This window comes from Dubosiella newyorkensis (assembly GCF_001945605.1).
Classification (GTDB): Bacteria; Bacillota_I; Bacilli_A; order Erysipelotrichales; family Erysipelotrichaceae; genus Dubosiella; species Dubosiella newyorkensis.
In genome coordinates, this window is the sequence record NZ_MPKA01000064.1 from 1 (window position 1) to 18,604 (window position 18,604).

At 39.4% G+C, this 18,604-nt stretch carries 24 protein-coding genes; 4 read left to right on the forward strand and 20 right to left on the reverse strand.

The window, feature by feature from the left end:
* Together BO225_RS06035 and BO225_RS06040 are read right to left on the reverse strand one after the other, a co-directional pair.
* The coding region (locus tag BO225_RS06035) for an IS3 family transposase (RefSeq protein WP_143356780.1) at positions 1 to 320 on the reverse strand (320 nt) is incomplete at its 3' end.
* Between the two features lie 80 nt (positions 321 to 400).
* Positions 401 to 688, reverse strand: coding sequence for a transposase (locus BO225_RS06040; protein WP_076340276.1), 288 nt, complete (start codon positions 686 to 688; stop codon positions 401 to 403).
* A gap of 256 nt (positions 689 to 944) precedes the next feature.
* Here BO225_RS06040 and BO225_RS06045 point away from each other — a divergent pair, with 256 nt between their 5' ends.
* A complete protein-coding gene (locus tag BO225_RS06045) occupies positions 945 to 1,295 on the forward strand; it encodes an SH3 domain-containing protein (protein WP_076341360.1) in 351 nt (116 codons plus the stop codon).
* A gap of 107 nt (positions 1,296 to 1,402) precedes the next feature.
* Here the strand turns inward: BO225_RS06045 and BO225_RS06050 are convergent, their stop codons facing one another.
* From BO225_RS06050 to BO225_RS06110, 14 genes are all read right to left on the reverse strand, one after another.
* Entirely contained in the window at positions 1,403 to 1,828 is a 426-nt protein-coding gene (locus tag BO225_RS06050) for a VOC family protein (protein ID WP_076341398.1), read from the reverse strand.
* Positions 1,829 to 1,864: 36 nt separating this feature from the next.
* Positions 1,865 to 2,065, reverse strand: a complete 201-nt coding sequence (locus BO225_RS12120) for a hypothetical protein (RefSeq protein ID WP_143356781.1) — start codon at positions 2,063 to 2,065, stop codon at positions 1,865 to 1,867.
* Between the two features lie 408 nt (positions 2,066 to 2,473).
* Positions 2,474 to 2,962: a hypothetical protein gene (locus BO225_RS06055; protein ID WP_076341361.1), complete on the reverse strand. Its 489-nt coding sequence runs from the start codon at positions 2,960 to 2,962 to the stop codon at positions 2,474 to 2,476.
* Positions 2,963 to 2,970: 8 nt separating this feature from the next.
* Entirely contained in the window at positions 2,971 to 3,561 is a 591-nt protein-coding gene (gene idi, locus BO225_RS06060; protein WP_076341362.1) for an isopentenyl-diphosphate Delta-isomerase, read from the reverse strand.
* A 4-nt stretch (positions 3,562 to 3,565) separates the two neighbouring features.
* Positions 3,566 to 4,039 carry a hypothetical protein gene (locus BO225_RS06065; protein WP_143356782.1) on the reverse strand — a complete coding sequence of 158 codons (474 nt, stop codon included), beginning with the start codon at positions 4,037 to 4,039 and terminating at the stop codon, positions 3,566 to 3,568.
* Positions 4,040 to 4,145: 106 nt separating this feature from the next.
* Positions 4,146 to 5,030, reverse strand: a complete 885-nt coding sequence (locus tag BO225_RS06070) for a hypothetical protein (protein ID WP_076341364.1) — start codon at positions 5,028 to 5,030, stop codon at positions 4,146 to 4,148.
* Complete coding sequence (locus BO225_RS06075; RefSeq protein ID WP_076341365.1) at positions 5,031 to 6,059, reverse strand: phosphotransferase enzyme family protein; 1,029 nt, start codon at positions 6,057 to 6,059, stop codon at positions 5,031 to 5,033.
* Entirely contained in the window at positions 6,028 to 7,191 is a 1,164-nt protein-coding gene (locus tag BO225_RS06080) for a radical SAM protein (RefSeq protein ID WP_158023797.1), read from the reverse strand. The genes BO225_RS06075 and BO225_RS06080 overlap by 32 nt, the downstream gene beginning before the upstream one ends.
* Before the next feature lie 61 nt (positions 7,192 to 7,252).
* A complete protein-coding gene (locus BO225_RS12340; RefSeq protein WP_158023798.1) occupies positions 7,253 to 7,411 on the reverse strand; it encodes a hypothetical protein in 159 nt (52 codons plus the stop codon).
* A gap of 451 nt (positions 7,412 to 7,862) precedes the next feature.
* Positions 7,863 to 8,246, reverse strand: coding sequence for a hypothetical protein (locus BO225_RS06090; protein ID WP_076341368.1), 384 nt, complete (start codon positions 8,244 to 8,246; stop codon positions 7,863 to 7,865).
* 15 nt (positions 8,247 to 8,261) lie between these two features.
* Entirely contained in the window at positions 8,262 to 8,591 is a 330-nt protein-coding gene (locus BO225_RS06095; RefSeq protein WP_076341369.1) for a hypothetical protein, read from the reverse strand.
* The gene (locus tag BO225_RS06100) at positions 8,584 to 9,012 is read right to left on the reverse strand and encodes a hypothetical protein (protein WP_076341370.1); all 429 of its coding nucleotides are present in this window, start codon (positions 9,010 to 9,012) and stop codon (positions 8,584 to 8,586) included. The genes BO225_RS06095 and BO225_RS06100 overlap by 8 nt, the downstream gene beginning before the upstream one ends.
* 205 nt (positions 9,013 to 9,217) lie before the next feature.
* Positions 9,218 to 9,817: a recombinase family protein gene (locus BO225_RS06105; protein WP_076341371.1), complete on the reverse strand. Its 600-nt coding sequence runs from the start codon at positions 9,815 to 9,817 to the stop codon at positions 9,218 to 9,220.
* Between the two features lie 175 nt (positions 9,818 to 9,992).
* Positions 9,993 to 10,307 carry a hypothetical protein gene (locus BO225_RS06110; protein ID WP_076341372.1) on the reverse strand — a complete coding sequence of 105 codons (315 nt, stop codon included), beginning with the start codon at positions 10,305 to 10,307 and terminating at the stop codon, positions 9,993 to 9,995.
* A gap of 544 nt (positions 10,308 to 10,851) precedes the next feature.
* On the opposite strand from BO225_RS06110, the gene BO225_RS06115 reads away from it, so the two are divergent.
* A complete protein-coding gene (locus BO225_RS06115; protein ID WP_076341373.1) occupies positions 10,852 to 11,994 on the forward strand; it encodes an ROK family protein in 1,143 nt (380 codons plus the stop codon).
* Here the strand turns inward: BO225_RS06115 and BO225_RS06120 are convergent.
* The 3 genes from BO225_RS06120 to BO225_RS06130 are packed head-to-tail and all read right to left on the reverse strand — an operon-like array spanning position 11,979 to position 13,663.
* Complete coding sequence (locus BO225_RS06120; RefSeq protein ID WP_076341374.1) at positions 11,979 to 12,656, reverse strand: hypothetical protein; 678 nt, start codon at positions 12,654 to 12,656, stop codon at positions 11,979 to 11,981. The two genes, BO225_RS06115 and BO225_RS06120, sit on opposite strands and share 16 nt — an antisense overlap.
* A complete protein-coding gene (locus BO225_RS06125; RefSeq protein WP_076341375.1) occupies positions 12,653 to 13,090 on the reverse strand; it encodes a hypothetical protein in 438 nt (145 codons plus the stop codon). Before BO225_RS06125 ends, BO225_RS06120 begins: the two co-directional genes overlap by 4 nt.
* Positions 13,091 to 13,102: 12 nt before the next feature.
* The gene (locus BO225_RS06130; RefSeq protein ID WP_076341376.1) at positions 13,103 to 13,663 is read right to left on the reverse strand and encodes a TetR/AcrR family transcriptional regulator; all 561 of its coding nucleotides are present in this window, start codon (positions 13,661 to 13,663) and stop codon (positions 13,103 to 13,105) included.
* 329 nt (positions 13,664 to 13,992) lie between these two features.
* Here BO225_RS06130 and BO225_RS06135 point away from each other — a divergent pair, with 329 nt between their 5' ends.
* Positions 13,993 to 15,606 carry an ATP-binding cassette domain-containing protein gene (locus tag BO225_RS06135; RefSeq protein ID WP_076341377.1) on the forward strand — a complete coding sequence of 538 codons (1,614 nt, stop codon included), beginning with the start codon at positions 13,993 to 13,995 and terminating at the stop codon, positions 15,604 to 15,606.
* A complete protein-coding gene (locus BO225_RS06140) occupies positions 15,599 to 17,245 on the forward strand; it encodes an ATP-binding cassette domain-containing protein (protein ID WP_076341378.1) in 1,647 nt (548 codons plus the stop codon). The genes BO225_RS06135 and BO225_RS06140 overlap by 8 nt, the downstream gene beginning before the upstream one ends.
* Positions 17,246 to 17,589: 344 nt before the next feature.
* Here BO225_RS06140 and BO225_RS06145 read toward each other — a convergent pair whose 3' ends face one another.
* Positions 17,590 to 18,603, reverse strand: coding sequence for an acyltransferase (locus BO225_RS06145; RefSeq protein WP_076341379.1), 1,014 nt, complete (start codon positions 18,601 to 18,603; stop codon positions 17,590 to 17,592).
* Between the last annotated feature and the right edge of the window lies 1 nt (position 18,604).

The following is an 18,604-nucleotide window of genomic DNA, read 5'->3' on the forward strand; positions in this document are numbered from 1 at the left end:
CTGTCGGGATCTTTTGGATTGAATTGTCTTTTCAGAAGATTGTGAAGTTTTCGATCATTCCCTTTAGATATGGTCGTTTTTATCTTGTGTTTCAGATATTTCGGTTTGATATTGGCTTCTTTCATGATCGAATAGACATACTTCTGGCATCCTTGGATCCCATGCTTGTGCAGGATCTCTGCGATCTTGGGCGAGCCATACAGCTGGTGCGAATCGTTGTAGATCTTGACGATTGCTTTTTTTGTTTTTTCCCGTCGGACTTTTGTCTTGGATGGTTTTGATCTTAAATACTTGTAGTAGCCGGAAGGGCTCTTCTCCAATATAGCCAGTATACCCGCTATCGATGCTTTGGGATGTTTCTCTTTGTATTCCTGGACCGATCGATAGAGGAGACGAGCCGTTACTTGCCGAGTATACTGATTGCTTTTTTTAATACATTGAGTGCGTCCTGGGTATCTCTGAGCTGCTTTTTAAGATGGGCGATCTCTTTGGCTTCATCGCTGGCATAGTTGCCGGATCCTCTTACGACGACCTGATCGTCATGCTCTTTATAGCTTTTTACCCATCCTCCAATTGTTGTGTCATGGACTCCGAACTGTTGCGCGATCTGGGTGTAGGCAAGGTCTGGATGATCGAGTACATACTGAATCACCTGTTCCTTAAATTCTTTGTCATATTGCTTTGCCATTTTTCATTCCTCCTCATTCTGGAATTCAAATTGTTCTTCTTATGACATTCTACCACTTGAATTTTCAGAGGTTTAAGGAATGCACCATTAATACTAAATCCACATCTGGGGTGATTGCCCTGCATGTCCTGTCAGCCATATTGCAATCTATGACCATGATAATGGCCAGAATGCGGTTTATTTCCTTGGTCAGAATCAGGGACCTGTTCCAGGACGTGTTTCCATTGACCGCATTCCTGTTAATGGAATCATTGGTGTGTTCAGACCGAAACATATCAAAGGTGAAGGTGATGCAAAACCTAAAGCTGCACCGAAGCCCAAGAATGGTGCTGTACTGAATTCCATTCCAAGTGATTTCCATAGGGAGAACGCAACCTTTACGGTAACTGCCAACAAGATCCATATCCGTCAGGCTCCTTCCGTATCCGGTAAAGATACGGGTCTGTTTTATGAAAAAGGACAGAGTGTCAACTATGACGGCTATGTTGTCAGGGAGGGATTCACCTGGATCAGCTGGATCTCTGCTTCCACCCACACCCGCCGCTGGATGGCTTGTGGTGAAAACCAAGGCGGAAGAACAACCGTTCCTTACGGAACCTTCCGCTAGCTAAACGAAAATGCCCATCGGGTAGACTGGCTTTGAAAGCTGGTTTGCCAGATGGGCTGTTTTTTCGTAAAAAACAAATTGTATAAATATAACTCTTATGAAGGAATTTAAAATTCGTCCTTATCAAAGGAAGTTTGATAAGGATTATTTTCCCAAGCACTTATCTCAATTAAGTTATTTTCAAGATCCGTAATTACGCATGTCCGTTGTCCCCAGAATTCAGTTGTTGGTGGGTAAACAGCATTTGCCCCTTTAGCAACAACTTCTTCATAAGCCTTATCAACTTCTTTAAAACTATTTACAGATAAAGATATTTCGAAATGGCCATTAATACCGCAACAGTAATTATATTCATGACATGTTAAAAACTCGAAGCTTTCTCTTTTATAGAGCATAAAAAGAGTGTGATCTTTTACTAAATAAACAAATCCTGTGTCTTCGCCCTCAGTAATCTCAAAACCTAGGACATCCCTATAGAAGCGAACCATTTTTGGCATATTTTCTACCATTAATTGGATTCCATCTAATCTCATCTCTATTAAACTCATCGATTATGATTAAACTGCATCTTATTCCTGGTACGAAAGGCAGCCTTGTCTTTCTCCGGGATAATAGTAGGACCCATAATGGCTAAAATACTGTCGTCCATTACTATCTTTATCATATGGATTCCAGTAAATGCAGCCATCACTACAGTTATGCCCACATAATGGCATAATGGGGATAGAAATTCTGACTTCTTTTCTATCCTCGTTTTTAATTTTTTTCATAATTTTCTCCTTCGATTTCATATTTCAATTCAACTATCTTTTCGAACGATATAATTTATAAAAATAGATATTTTAAGTTTACTGTTCTATCAATTGATTTAACGGAAGATAAGCATAATATCCGTCCTCGGTTTTTAATAAAACTAAATCTGTATTTTCTTTATCCCAGAACCATAAAAATGAAGTCGGTATTGAACCTCGATCAGGTTTAGTTCCAAAGCAACCGTTCTTATACCCTACAAACTTGGTTCCTGCTGGAAAATCTGCAATTTTTGAAGGCATATAATAACATTTAAGAGTTGTTCCGTGGAAAATAGACGTTTCTTTAATTTCATTTGCTAAATATCCTGGAATCTCTGATGTTGAAACATATTCTTTTTGATTATCAACAATAAATGATTCTGAAATTTATTGCTGAAAACTCTGCGTTAAAACAGTTTTTGTAATAGAGAAACCAAGCAAAAGCACAACAGGTAACAATATTAAAATTAGTAGGTTCCATTTCTTTAGGGAGCTTTTTGCTAAATATACCAACCCAATCATCGCAGCAGTAATAATAACCATGGACAGGCATAAAATTGACCAAATCTTTAGTGATCGCAAAGCGAGTCCTGCTTGCGTTATTGAATAAACAGAAACGGCGGCCACCAAAGTGACTAGAACGCTTACGATTACTTTCACAATAGAACTGATGCCATTTGTATCAATCATCCAAGTTTGATATAAAAATGTTATTAAACAAGCTATACTTCCAAAAATCCATAAACATAACCACAAAAAAAATGCGAAATTTTGAAAATCCTCAATAAAACCTATGAGTAATATTAGCGGAATTCCGATTATGATTAAGAGAGGGGCTTCAAATATTACGAATAAATGTGTTTCTCTGTTATTCATATTTTCTTTCAATCCATCAATAAATTTGGCGATTGAGTATTAAACATTGATTGCTCAACGCATGAAAAGACTTTTTCAAACCAAGCAGTAAATTGCTTTGGATGTTCCTCAATAGTTTGAACTAAAACTTTAAATTCAATCCATTCGACCTCAGATACTTCAGCCGGGTTGGGAATCACTTCTAAATTAGTACTATCTACAGGAAGTACAAAAACATAGTCGATTTCATTTTCAGATAAGTTTCTAAAATCGTGTTGATACCGGATTGTTCCTACTTGCTTGATATGATTAGTAATAAATACACTTGTTTCCAACCAACTCTTATCAAGAAATCTTATGCCTAATTCTTCTCTTAACCTTTTAATAATTGTATCGATTAGATTTGTATTTGGATCGGGGTGAGAGCAGCAAGAATTTGACCATAATCCACCTGAATGATATTTACTGATTTGGCGTTTTTGGAGAAGAACTGTTTGTTTCTCAGAATCAACGATAAAAACTGAGAACGCTCGATGCAATTGATTATTTTTATGGGCTTGAATCTTTTCTTCACTCCCAATGATTTCATCATTTTCGTTAACAAGAATAACTTGATCCATATAATTACCCGAGAAAGTCCGATAAATCTTTTATGAAGCCTACGTTTAGTCCTTTAACTTGTTGCGACATATTATAGACGTTAGTTGCAAGATATCTTGCAAACGTATACTCTTCTATTTCACAGCATAAATTAATCCAGTTTCTAAACCAAAATTCAAAATTTTTGGGATCCCTAAACCTCTTAAAGAAACTCGGTTTACAGTCTTTAAAATAATCTTCCCATATCTCTAAATCTGTTCCGAGTATAGCTAATGCAGCATAATATAAGTCTCCTTTAGGAAATTTATACTGGATATTCCCATACACTTCCTTGAAATGTTGGTCTAGTTTTGACTGGTATTCAGTTAATCCATTACGAATAAGTTCTAAAGCTACAGCTAGCTCAATAATTGAGCAAACAAATTCTTTTTGCACTCTGTTAAAAATCTCTTCCTCCGTTTCAGACGGTGTTGACTGTCCGGTTACCATATTTGCCATAACAAGAATATGCCTTTTCATCCGAATACGATCTAACCGACTATATTTCTCTATCATTTGCTCATTGTTCATTAGTGTTTCAGTAATTCTCCTTTCCAATTACCATTTACGAAATAATATAATATTTATTTATAGTAATATCTTTAAAATCATTATCTAGCGAAATCCCTATTGCAAATCCATAAAGAATAAGATCCCTATGTTCGTTTTCGAAAACAGCTAATTGCAACAGTTGCTTTTTAAGGCTGGGAAATATATTTTCCAATTCTTGGGTAAGAAAGCCATTATCCAGAACCTTAAAATATAATTTATATTTTATATTAGTTGAATAATCTATAGCATGAAGCCACAATTGAATTTTATTTCTCTCTATTAGAACTTTTAGCGTATCCTTAATACAACAGAAGTCACTACCTATAAGGTTTATCGAAGCAAGTGTTGACTCTATAGTTAATTCATCTAGCAATTCGTACTTAGCTGGATCGAAATCATCCATTCCTCTACGTAACAACCATTCAAAGTTTAAGATATTTCCATTTTTTCCATTTTTTAAACCTATCATGTGCAAAGAGCCATAATGATTTCGAGAAGGATTTAAGGAGAAAGCAGAAGAGATTTCTTTTAATTCATTAGCCATCTCTACATCGAGTGAGAAGTTGGCGTTTAGTAGCGAAAACAGTTTATTTATATTAGCGTTTGTTCGGTTTTGCAGAGCAAAGTAAATTCGTTGAGCTTGATTAGAATCAACACAGATACAAATACAACGAATCATCTTAAATTCTTGTAAAAAAGAATAGAGAAGATATTGCTCTGGGGTAAGGGTTGCTTTATTTATAATATCTTGGAAATTTGAGGGGTCGTCTAATGGTTTCAGATATGTTTTCACTATAAATGGACAATCTTGCTTTATATTTATCCCAATAAAATCAATTGTTTCTGAGTAATCGACTGATTTAAACGGATCAAATAGTGGTACTCTTCTAAATGACATTTAATCCCTCCAAGCAAAAAATGAATCTACTTGCGTATACCCTTTCGCCAGAAAATCGATCATTAATGATTTATCGGAAATATGCAAACCTTCTCTTATCAATCCTGCTATAAATCTCGATAGATAAATCCCGTTTAAACATTTTGATAAGATATTTATGTTTTCTTTTTCTAAAGTATTTAAACGATAATATTTTGAATATGATGAAATATAGGCGTTCCTGTATTGTTCCGCCATTTCAACAGAGCGTACTTCTCCAATGAAATCCTGCTGGTATCGTGAGCTATACCAGGTTATAAGAAAGTCAAGTAAGCACGGACATCTACCAGATAAATTAAAGTCTATAATTCTAAATGTACCCATAGAGTCCATAAGAACATTACTTGTCAATCCTAAATCTCCATGGACGGCAGAGCAAGGAAGTTTATGAATCACTTCTATTATCGTTTTAATTGACTTTTTATGGACTTTTCTTAGAGGTTGCCATACTTCATTCGAAGTGTTAATCCCAGACCAGATTTGATCAAATTCAGTTTTTCCGTTATATAAAGCTCTCAGTGCGAAATTCAAGGGTAGTTTTCTATGAAAAGATTTTCCAAAAGAATGTGACAACCCAATCAATCTTCCAATAGCAGTAATATTTATCAAATTTATACTTTTTATGTCTCTTCCAACGTATTCTTGTAAAGAGACAAAAGCCCTAGCATTCTCATATAGATGATGTAAATCTGTCTCATAGCAGTATTTACCATCAGAATTAATTAATGGAAAAAATCTTGCTGTCGGGACTCCCTTACTACGAAGATATTCAGAAAACTCGATTTGGTCTTCATTTTGTTGGCGAGAAAAAGTATGATCACTAATCAATTTCATAACGAAATGCTCATTATCGATTGTTTCGATGAAATAAACGAATGAAAATTTAGGCGGCTCCCAAAAATCATCTATTACTGAGATTCTTGTGATAATCTTAATATCAAAATATTCGCTGAATATCTTAGCAACAGGAATTGTCTCTATCACAGACATGACTGCAAATACCTTTTAAAGGGGAGTCGGTACTCTCGATAGTCCCAGCGATTTCCTCAATTGCTTTTAGAACAAGTCGATCGTTTTCAGAAAAGACTTTTTTTAATTTAAGCCTATTGAATTGTATTTTTGCCGATGCCAAAATACATTCCCTATATGATAAGCACAGACCTAGATTAACCAAATGTGTACATCCAGATGTAGCTAGGTTCGCAGTATAACAATTAGGGCATAGGAAAAAAAATCTGCATCCTACACAAGGATTATTAGACGTCAAATCTAATTTGGAACAATCATAATTCTGAAATTTACTTGACTCATCACCAAGTGAAACTGGGGCGAATCCCTGACAGGGAAATATATTTCCTTCAGTATCAAAGCATTTTGTTAATTCCCCTGCAGCACAAAACCGATGTTTATTTTTTAAATGCGCAAACCAAAGACGAAGGTCAAAATTAAGTAAAGTGCAAAGATCTAAACTCGGATTATCAGTATAAAATTTGACAAGCTTTTCGAGTTCCCCGTTTAAAATTTCTCCAACCTCTTCAAAGTTCCATTCAATACCAGTTGGAAGAGTAGCATCTGCAACGAATCCTAATTTATGTAAATGGATTACTCCTTCCGCCAAATGTGGAAGAGTGGCTTTTGAAAGGGTTAATTTAGCCTGACATTTTCCCGGCCATGTCCTTAAAAAGAAGTCCTTATCAATATGTCTGTAGCTTCCATCTCCGGACAATAGCGGTCTATTTAAGTTATGCATAGCCTCCGTACCATCGAGGCTGAGAGAAACAATATATTTCTCTTTTCTTTCTTGAAGCCATTCCTGAACTGGTCCGTGGACTAATGTTCCATTGGTGGTAGTTTCAAAATAGGTATTCCGATCCCCGTAAACATCTTCGATGTAGGAATCGATTTTTTTTAGGAGAGCAAAGTTTGCGAAGGGCTCTCCACCAAAAACTTCGATCAGTGCTGTCTCGCCAGGAGGTATCTCCCCATAAAAACTGTCAATAATTTCTTTCGCGGTCTCCCAACTCATCTTTTTTTTATTCTTAAAGTGCTCGTAACAGTAGAGGCAGTTTAGGTTACACTCTTCGGTTAATAAGAGCATGATTTTTTTTTGATCTTTATCCATAATCTTTTCCATTCTAATAACATAAAGTGAAGAGAAATGTTTCTCCTCACTTATTTAGTAATTAATCCCATCCACAGGATTTCTTATGAGCTGTGCAACTGCAGCTATAAGCAGTAAAACCTGGGTCATACGAATATTCAGTTTTATTCTGCGTTTTTTCTGCTTTCTGAATCATTGATTCAAGAGTTGCATAGTCTTCACTTGAAAAATGAAAACTCATACTGTTCTTCTCCTTTCTTGTTTTCTAAGTTTGCAAAAGCAATTAAGCAAAAGTCATTCTATGCTTAACTACTTTGAAGCCCACAAACTATTCACTTGCTAAGTAACATTCATGAGCTTTATTCAAAGGAAGAATTTAAATAATCCTCCCTATTGAACGACAACACTATTACCATTTACGGCAGATTTATTTAGCTATCGAACCAAGCGTATGATTGCGGTCATTAACCACTTAAGGATAATTAGGCAAGTAGCTACATAACCTACTGCAAATCCAATCGCCGATCGAGCGATAAGTTTTCCGGTTCCCGGACCTTCGAGAGCGGGAATTCTACCCACCATAAACTTATTGCCTACGTAAAAGGCAATAGCAGAATAGACGAGTATTACCAAAAGTCCTTCCATGATTCTCTTTCTCCTATCCTCTATATCCTCTAGAAAAACGAATTTCGCTATTCGATTCCCGTTTGCTCAGTAAACTCTGAGTAGGGAATAGATTCCTCAGCATCAAATAATTTGTTCGCGAACTCAAATTGCTTTGAAGGGCTGTCAATCAAATCTTCTTCAACATAAAGAAATTCATCGCCCGTTTTCGTATACACAATCGTTGAATTTCCTAGTCTGCCGTAGTTCACTACGATATTGCTCGGTTGCATAGAAGTATGCATAATTTTTGAAAAAGCAAAGTAATCCTCAATGTTATCGACTGGTTTTTCTACAACTAAGTAATCTGTTTCATTTTTGCTGCTTGTTATTGAAACCTCGTCGGTAGTTGAGCAACCGAGAATGCTCAGGCTCATGCCTATCAGTAGGAGGAGCCGAAGTGTCCTTTTCATTTTTTGCTCCTTCTATCACTTGACTAAGTTTCCAAGCTCTTGAATTTTTTTAATCAAGCTTTTTTTAGGTATTGAAGCAGTGAAACCAGAGAGTTGCATTTCGCCTGCACCAACATTTCCTATTCCTACCTGCACCCAGCCGTAAATATTGAGTGCATGATCAACTTGATCAAACGTAAGAAACTGCATGGCAGTTAGCGCACCTGTTCCTTTTTTATAAACGGGGTTCTTATCAAGGGGACTCTCAATTTGTTTAAATCCATTACTAAGACAAAAATTATTGATGATTTGTGCGATGGTTTCTGGGTCTTTACTGGTAGTGTATGAGAACTTACTTCTAGACATTACTTGCTCCTTTGGTCATTTTTAGCCCCACTAAGCCTAATATTGCAGTAATAACATCAATATAAATTCCATTTTCAAAGCCTTCGCAGACCCTTAGGAACAGATACTGTATGTCTGAATCTACATTCCCTCTCATCATAGGTGGAACAATTGCGATGATTAGGAGTTCAACTATTAAACCCACACCAATTCCTGAAAGCTTCCCTGGTCTATTTCCTTGAGAAATAGCAAAGAGTATATATAGGGCTTGAGCAACAACTATTAAGCCGACGACTGCAAACCAAATCGCATCTCCTGACGACATACCGTGCCAACCATCTAGGTTTCCTGACACTGAACCAAAATTCATCAGCAGGGAGGCGAGTATAGAACCAGTTAAACCAAGATAACCAATTAAAGCCAATATGTTTACTTTTTTCATTTTTCTCCCTTCCTTTAGAATCCCCGACCATTCCCTCCTTTCTTTAGGTCTTTTTTTGTAGACTATTTTGAACATTACCAATGAACTTATTTAAAGTTTGAAATAAACACAATTAAGGGATTAAAACCCGAATTATCAACTTTTTATTGACAAATTGCTGGACTAGTAAGATAATGAAAAGCAAAATAAAAGATTCCCGAAAAGTCTACTTTAAGGGAATCCTTCTTTTTTTATACTTATAATAGGTGTTTTTGCTAATGCTAAAGTGTCGGCAAAGATCTTTAACAGTGACCTCGTGGGATTCACATTTTTTAACCCACTCGTCAAATTCTTGAGGTAGTTCGAGCTCTGGTCTGCCAAATTTTACTCCACGTGCTTTTGCGGCAGCTATCCCCTCAGCTTGCCGTTTTTTTATTGCTTCTCTTTCCGTCTGGGCAACAAAAGAAAGAATCTGAAGGACAAGGTCAGCAATGAATGTGCCCATCAGATTCTTTTCGGTTCTTGTATCGAGTAACGGCATATCAACCACTACCATATCCACGCCATTTTCTTTAGTCAGGACCCGCCATTCCTTTTGGATCTCCTCATAGTTCCTGCCAAGCCTATCAATGCTATAGACATAAACCACATCACCTGGCTTCAACTTTTTGATAAGTGCTTGATAGTTTGGGCGATTAAAGTCCTTTCCTGATTGTTTATCAATAAACAGATGGTCAGACTCAATCCCGAGTTCGCTCAGAGCATTAACTTGTCTTGCTTCGTTTTGATCCATGCTACTAACACGGATATAGCCATAAATTGCCATAAATTCCTCCTCTTTGGTTGTGATTGGTTTTAACTCATTCATCACAACTATTCGAGTAAGAATTCTGCTTTCTGTTAGATAGGAATCTGAGTGGATTTTCCTAAGAATAAGATCCTTCCAGAAAAGGGTCATGGCCGTATAATAGTCTGACAGATCTTTTGTTTTGGCTTGTTAGTCAAATAGCCATTTTTGCTGCTTTGTTCTGATTGTCCAGAAGTACTAATTTAGTGATTTCATCAGTATTTATAACAGGTTTCAGATATCCGCCCATAATCAAGTCAATCACTGGTAGCGGGTTTTCATAATCACCAACCCAGTCCCCGTAGCTAATCTGCCAAAAACCATCTTTACTGTAGCTCATCATCAGTTCGTCATTGAAGTCGACAACGACTTCGCCCTCTCTCAGGGTCGGATAGACCTCATCTGGTTCAGTGAGGATCTTTTCTGGGTTCCAGCGCTTTACGCCTTCCAGGATTGTATTTAGTTCCATTGTTTGTCCTTTCTTAGGACCAGTCCGTATCTTGCTTAAGCAATTCAATCATACAGGAATTCAGAAGTTTTACAAGAGCAATAATCGACGAATGTACTTTACCTAAAGCATATTTCAGTCATTTATTCTTCATAAAAAAGTCACAAATCATTCATCTTAAAGAGAAATACCGGAGAGAAGTGCAAGTCTAAAACAGGATCATCTCTTATCCAGAAACCAAATTTCGGAATAGATTAGAAGCCGACCAAACTGGAAGGAAATCGTCCAGCATTGTGAGTTCCATGGAAGTTAGCATCTCTCATAAAAATCCGTTTGATGCAAAAAATCTTACTGGACATTTCCTTGATGCATTTCTACAGATGTTAACGCAAAATTTACAGTCTTGACGCAAACTTCCGATTTTGTTGAGAGGGCATTTTCAGCCCTTAATACTGCTTGATTTACACTATTTTTTAGAGTTAGCAAATACCCGATACCTATCGCAGATTTAGCCTATTTTTTATGCGTTTATTGGTATCGGTTAGACGTCTCGGTTTTCAAAGCGATGGAAGATGAGCAAGTCGTCAAGATCCTTTTATGCTGTTCTTCCGGGTTCACGACTTCCTATTTTGCTCAACGCTTGAATGAAGCCGCAAAGCAGCTAAGCCTAGACTATGAATTCGATGCCACTTCGTATTTTGATCTTTACTCAAGAGCGGAAGGATATGACATGATCTTGATCGCTCCGCAGATCGGTTACATGCTAAAGAAATTTAAAAAGGCGTTGCCAAAAAAACGGGTGTGTCAGATCCCGACTTCTTTGTTCGCCTCGTACAATACGGGGGCCACATTTTCCTTTATCCAAGAGCAGCTCAAGGAATATCGCCAACAAAGTCAAGAAAAGAACTCATTGTTCAGCGACTGCAGGCTAGATTGTCCTATGCATCAAGAAACGGTGCTTGCGATCGCCGAATTGTATGATGGCAATTCGATCCAAGTCTATATCCATATTTATAAAAAGGGCGAAGTCCTTTTTGATGATGTCGTCATCAAACCAAACTTTCAAAAAGTCGTCTTGTTCGATTTGATCCAATACGCTCTTGGGCAAGTCGAGGGTGTCGATTTGATCGTGTTGGCCGTTCCTGGCATCATCAAAGAAGGGACGATCATCGATTTCCCGCAGCGAGGTCTTAAAAATTATCCGATGAAGAAGCGGATCGAAGAGCGATTCCATATCAAAACGACTTTGATCAACAACACCAACGCAATCGCGCTCGGTTTTGCCTACCTGCATCCGGAGCATGAGATCGTGACCTACCATTCGCAACCATATGGAAGAGCGATGGGCGGTCAAGGAACTGTCGTTCACCAAAATCTGATCAACGGCATAAGCGGGATCAGCGGCGAGATCAAATTCTTTTTGCCACGCATGCAGTTTTCAAATGAGCTCGCTCGTCTTGCTAAAACCGATTTTGGGACCCAGGAAATCGTGACCAACGCCTTGCTTCCGACGATTTCTTTGATCGGGCCCGATATTATCGTTTTAAGAGCGCCATTGATCAACGACTTAGAGGAATTGAAGAAGCGGATCGCCACCTTTATCCCATGTGACGCGATGCCTGAAATCGTCATGATCGAGGATATCAAGCCTTTTTTATTCCGCGGGATCGCCGAATACGCGTGCTCCTTTCTTCAAGAAACGGAATGAAGTCTCGACTTTTTCATCGCTTCATAGCCGATCCAGATCGTCCACATATAGGCGCATGTCTTAGGAATCATAAGCATCCCGATCATTGGGATCTTTTCCGCCCATAAGACGACCGGAATATAAAATGCGAAACTCAATACAATCGTAAGAGCCATCCATCGAAACGCGCGATCGCGCGTTTCTTTTACTTTCCAAGCGAATAGAAGGATGATCACCGCTCCCAAAAGCGCAAACGGCACGTTTCGAATGATTCCCCAGGCGATTGGCGGATGGGCGTTGAGCCATTCATTTTGAGGAAACATGCAAAGAACGATCCGAACTAGCGCCAAGCCATAAACGAGCGCGTTTAGTTTTGGCGTCTTTTTCATTCCATACCGTTTTTTCCAGACTTCAAACAACAAAACATAAAAGATCGTCATCGTGATCGATGTGATCCATTTTCCAACACCTAAAGCCGCAGTATAGTTTTCTAGGCCCGTGGTGCATAAGGCGTACGCTCTCGGGATCAAATGGAACGCGTCTCCAGCACCCAAAACGATTGCCATCCAGCCAAACAAACGATATTGCGAGCGTGGACGACTTCTTTTGATCATCAAGATCCCGATCACCGTCACGAACGCGAGATACAAAATATCAAAACTAGTTTCGAAGACTGCTCTCATTTGAGATCTCCTTTCCTTTTCTTTTGTACGATCGCTTTTCCATAGCTGCAGCCAAAAAGAAGGCCTGCCCAAAACAAAGAAGCGCCCAGTCCGGTATAAAACACCGCGATAAAGCTGGAGGGAAGCCAATGAAATGTACGAATCATGATCCCGCCAATCATCATGACGGCCATGATGATATACGATTTTGCATCAAAGAACTTTAAGACAAATTGCTTTTCTTGAATATAGTCTAAGATGCGTTGGGTGTGTTTTTGAACGAGCTTGCCAAACACAAACCACTGAAACACGCAAAAGACAACGATCGATAAAGCGATCGTGTACCAATGGATATAGGGCGGATATTCTTGAAGCCCGATCCTTAAAATATTGAAGCCGGCAAAGATCCAGACGATCGATGCGATCAGCAACAAAGTCGTTTTTTGAACTTTCATCCTTTTCATCTCCTAGTCATAAAGCACGCGATGCACGATTTCAAGAACGATTTTTGGATCATACTCGCCTCTCAAAGCTAAACTTTGCAGCATGGAAAAGAGCGTGTGCGCGAATGCTTTTGGGGTAAAAGAAGCATTGAACGCGTCTTTTCGGATCTTGGGATCTTTCATAAGAACGCTTATTAGACTTTCCTCGATATGGTCCCAGATTTTGTGCATATGTTTCTGCCCTTCTTTTTGTTCATTTTTCTCAAAGTAGATCGCGTGTAGTCGAAAAAAGTCGGGATATAGAGTTTGCGATTCTTCAAGTCTTTGCATGACCCATTCGATCCAAGCGTCTACGTCTTTAGGCGAGCTCTCCATATTTGAAGGATGGAAGATCTCTAGCCAGACGCTTTCGATCGTCTCTGAAATAAGGTCCGTTTTTGAATCGAAATAGTTGTAGATCGATCCAATCGAAACGTGGCAGGCTTGGGCGATCGCTCGGATGCTGATAGATCGATATCCTTTTGTTTGCAGGATAGAGCGGGATTGTTTTAAGATTTCTTGCTTGGATGTGACAATCGTATTCATAGTTCCTCCCAAAGTGAACATTGTTCATTATAGACTCTTTTGTTTCTTTGTCAAACTGGACACAAAAGTGATTTCTCTTTATTCATTGAATGATTAAATTTTTATTCGTTGCTTATATTTTATATTATTGCTTATTTTAAATATATATTATAATATTAATTCAACCGTTATTCACGGATCCCTATCACAGGATAGAAAGGAGGCCCCTATGAAACAAAACATCACAAACTGGTCGAATGTATTCATGGTGTCTCCTTCTTTTTTTTCGATAAGAGCGTTTCTTCATGAATCCATTGGCCCCCCTATTGTAAATAGAAAGGTCAAAAGGAATGAAAATCACAAACGAAATCAAAAATTTAACTTCTCATCTTCAATCTTTTTTTCATCTGCTCGTGCAGATGAAGCTTCAGAACACAACTGTAAAACTGCTTTTATGCGCACTGGCGACCGGCCTTTTCGAGATCCTTTTTTCTCTGGCATACGCCCGGGCCTTGGATCAAATTGCGCTTGAGGCGCTATGGCCCGTTATGCTCGTTTCCGGATTATGTCTTGCAAAGAGCGGAGCCATTCTCTTTCAAACAATACTGGACTGGCTGAGCCGCACAAACCGCAACGCCATGATCGCCAAACTGCGCCATGAAATGATGCATTCCATCCTGAATATGGACTATGAATATTTTCTAACATTTTCCAAAGGAGAGCTCATCGACAAGATCCAGGCCTCCACCTTTGATCTGGCCGACAATCTTGGCATGTTCCTGCCCGATCTTTTCCGGCATGTCGTGATCGGAACGATCACGCTGGCTGCCGCCTTCTGCTTTGCGCCCGCACTTTCCTTCGTTTTTCTCGTCCTATGCATACTAATGTTAATAACACAAATCTATGGCGGAAAATTTTGTGAAAAGCCGATGAACGAAATGATCGCTATGCGTAATAGGCGGGACTCCTGTATCCACGAACTGCTTTCCCACACAAAAACGATCCAGATTTTTGATCTGGAATCTTTTGAAAAGAAACAGTTCCATCAGTCATCCGAACATTTTATCGCCTCTTTTTCCAAAGCCATGCAACGTCTGGCGTCTGCGTTCAGTCCGGCGCGGATCTTTAATGACTGCGCGATCCTGTTTCCTTGCGTTCTGGCCGTCTTTGCGGTACGCGATCATACGCTGTCTCTTGAGCGGTTTTTCACTCTGCTGTTTCTTTGGAACATCTGCGCACAAGAATGGAAAGGACTCGACGCCATATTCGGCAATCTGCCCGGACTGCTTGCCAATTACCGCGATCTTGATCAAATCTGGAACATGCCAAAAGAAAGAACTATTTCATACCCTATTCCTGAAGATACAGTACTCCTTGAAATCAAAGATCTAGGATATGCCTATCATGACAAAACACCAGTCTTTGCCAATGAGTCCTTAAAGGTCAATTTTGAAGAAAAAATTGCTATTGCCGGAAAAAACGGGTGTGGAAAAACAACATTTCTGCGCTGTATTGCCGGCCTGTATACCCGCTATACCGGAGTAGTAGCCCGATCTCAATCTCTCAAAATCAGCTACGCCGGACAACGTCCGGGATGGTTCGAAGCTAGTTTTCGCGACAATCTCGATCCGTTACATATCCATTCCGACCAAGAGATCCACGCCTATCTCAAAGCATTCGATCTCGATTATCTATGTGGTAGGATCGATCAGATCCCTGCCGATCTGTCGGGTGGCGAAAAACAGCGGCTAGCCATCATTCGATCTTTGCTCGAAGACCCGGATATTTTGCTTTTGGATGAGGCAACGAGCGCCGTAGACGCAAAAATTGCCCGCACCATTCATGAACAGCTAACATCTAGACCGCATCTTGCACTTCTTTCGATTGTGCATGATCCTTCCGTGCTTGATTTGTATGACCAGGTCCTTGTTCTTGACTCAAAGGAAGGACAACACTATGAATAAGTCATGGCAAACAATCCGGCTTCTCATCAAAGAAAGCCCGAAATATTGGCGCCTTTCCATCCTGGGCGCCATCCTTGCTTCCCTGCCCTGGTTTGTTTCGACATGGATTGTTTCGTGGTTTCTTGCAAAGGCTATTGACCAGGTGAATGATATGGCTTGGGATCCGGTCGGAGCATTCATCTTCGTCCTTTTTGTGATCATAATGTTGCGTGTACCGGTTATATATGGATATCGTCTTAATTCATGGGCTGCCGAAAAGCTTTCTGCCCGCTTTCAATGGAAACTGCTTCGCTCATGGAATCGAAGAGATCCAGCTGATGTTTCGATTTCTTTCAATGAAACATTGACCCGGATCCTGAACGATTGCGCGCAGTCCCTTTCCGAGTTTTTCTTTCAAGGCTTTGGCTTGAAAATACTAGAGCCAGTCCTGACTGGTGTGATTGCCTTGGTCGTTCTCTGGATGCTGCAATGGAAAATCGCTCTGCTTTCGATCGGACTTGGCGTCGTTTTATCGATCTTTACGATCAAGTTCACAAAAACGATCGAAGATCTGCATGCTGCACTTCAAACCAAAAACGACCAGTTGAACCAGATTTTTAATGATAATTTATCCAATATGGAAACGATCAAAGCGATGGATCTAAGATCCCTAAAGCTCGATCAGTTCGATCGTTGCAGCTGTGAGATCCAAACCACAGCCAATCAGTTGGCAAAAATAGAGATTCTATTAAAAACGCTCCCAAAGCTTGGCGAACTGATCCTGATCGTCTTCACGTTGCGCTTTTCGGTTCTTGATCCGGCTTTTCCGGTTGGCAATATCGTTCTAGTCGTAGCCATGCAAGTGTTTGTGAACAATTTGTTCTCCAACTTTGGAACGATGCGTAATGAGCTCGTCAAAACAGCCATTCATGCGCATAGGATCCTCGATACGCTCGATGAGTTGCACAGCTCTGAGCGAAAAGAGAATAAAGCCATATCTTTTCCGGACCCTGTTACATTTTTTCAAATGGACCACATCGATTTTTCCTATGGAAACCAATCAATCTTACGAGATGTTTGTCTTGTTGCGAAGAAGGGAGAGCTGATGATATTAAAAGCGCTTTCAGGAAGTGGAAAATCGACTTTGCTTGATATTATCCAGGGATGGAGACAAGCAGAACACGGAACAATTTTGTGGAATGGCCAAAAACACATTCATTGCGGACTTTTTGAAACAAGAAAGAAGATCCGGCTATTTGGGCAAGCCCCTGTGCTTTTTCAAGGAACCATTCGAGAAAACATTGAACTCGCCGCATCTAGACCTTTAAACGAAGAAGAACTGAAAAAGATAGCCGTATCGGTCAACTGGCAAAATTGCGAAATGGAAACCATGATCGAAGAGGGAGGTTCGAATTTATCGGGAGGCCAGCGACAGAAAATCACATTGATGCAGGCGCTCGTGAGCGATGTGGACGTTTTGCTTCTCGATGAACCAACATCGGCTCTGGATCAAAAGAGCGAAGAAGTGGTATACGAAACTTTGAATCGACTCAAACAAGAAAAAATCCTTTTGATCGCGACGCATCGACCTTTGCTGATTCGCAAAGCGGACAGCATCTACTCTTGGCAAAACAAAAAATGGGTTCATATCGACCCATAAGATAACTTAAAGCATTTTCATCAAAAAGAATCCATTTAAACGCTCCCCTTAAAACGGATAAGCGAAATTTCTAAATAGAAGTTTTGTAAGGGGAGCGTTTTAGCATATTGTCGAGTTGTATAACGATCAAAATTTCTGTTTAAAAAAACAAATAAAATTTACTCGATTCCCATAGACTACGCCTTCCGCTTTTTAATTTGAACTTATCTCCAACATTTTAAGGTTAAATGACGGAAATAGTTTCTTAACAATCTGCAATTATTTTTAGGTATCCTGATAGAAAATAGGAAATTTTTCCGTAAATCGAACACAAAAAAAGCTTCCCGTTTGCAGGAAGCTAAAGATCAAATCAAATTATTCAAGATCGGATACTTTTCTTTTTCCCGTACGATCAAGGAAGCAAGTCCTTGCGATAAAGCGATCGTCAAGAAATAGACGACAAGATTGGCGTTTGGAAAAAACATGAACAAGATCCGAACGAATAAGATATGCGATGTATAGATAATCAAAGAATCGTAGCGCAAGATCTTGTACTGTTGACGATACGGGATCTTTACCGCCAGTAAATAATTGACTAAAAAGTACGTGGCCGGCACGAGCATCAAATACATACAGCTCAAATCATACATCATGCCGATCCGAGTATAGATCCAAACTTCCAAGATCAAAAGCGCGAAGCAGATCGAAAATGCGATCAAGCTCACCCTTGTTGGAAGCCTTCTTGTCTTCGCTAACAATAAACCGAGCGCCAAATACATCGGTCCAAAGAAAAACCCATCTCGCGCCGTGACTAGTGTTTTCGTAAAAAAGCCATATAAGATAGATACATAAGGCAGTTTTTCCCACAATGGCGCGTATACGTTGATCAAATATCCGATCAAGTAAAGAGCAAAGGCTACTTTGAGCGTAAAGGAAAGTCCTTTTCGCTTATAGATCTGATATACGATTGCCATCCCGATGATAAGAGCTGGCAAAAACCATAGATGATAATAGCTTCCATTCAAGAAAAAATCACGAATATAGGCGAAGATCGAAATCAGTGAAAAGCCAGAACTCGCATAATTCCAAATCGTATAAGGAAGATAAATCACCGTCCAGATCAAATAAAGCTTCAAGATCCGCCATTCATAGTGTTTAAAACGAAAGTCGTTTTCCTCTTCATCCTCGCTCCATTTCCGAAAAAAGAAATAGCCCGATACGACAAAGAAAAATGGGACCGCCAGCCGGCAAACCGTCTGGATAAAATACGTATTGAACGTTTTAGAAATATCGACAAACGGATACACATGGATACATACGACAAGCAGTGCAGAAATGTAGCGGGCGATATCGATCGCCCCAAATTGTTTTCCCCTCATA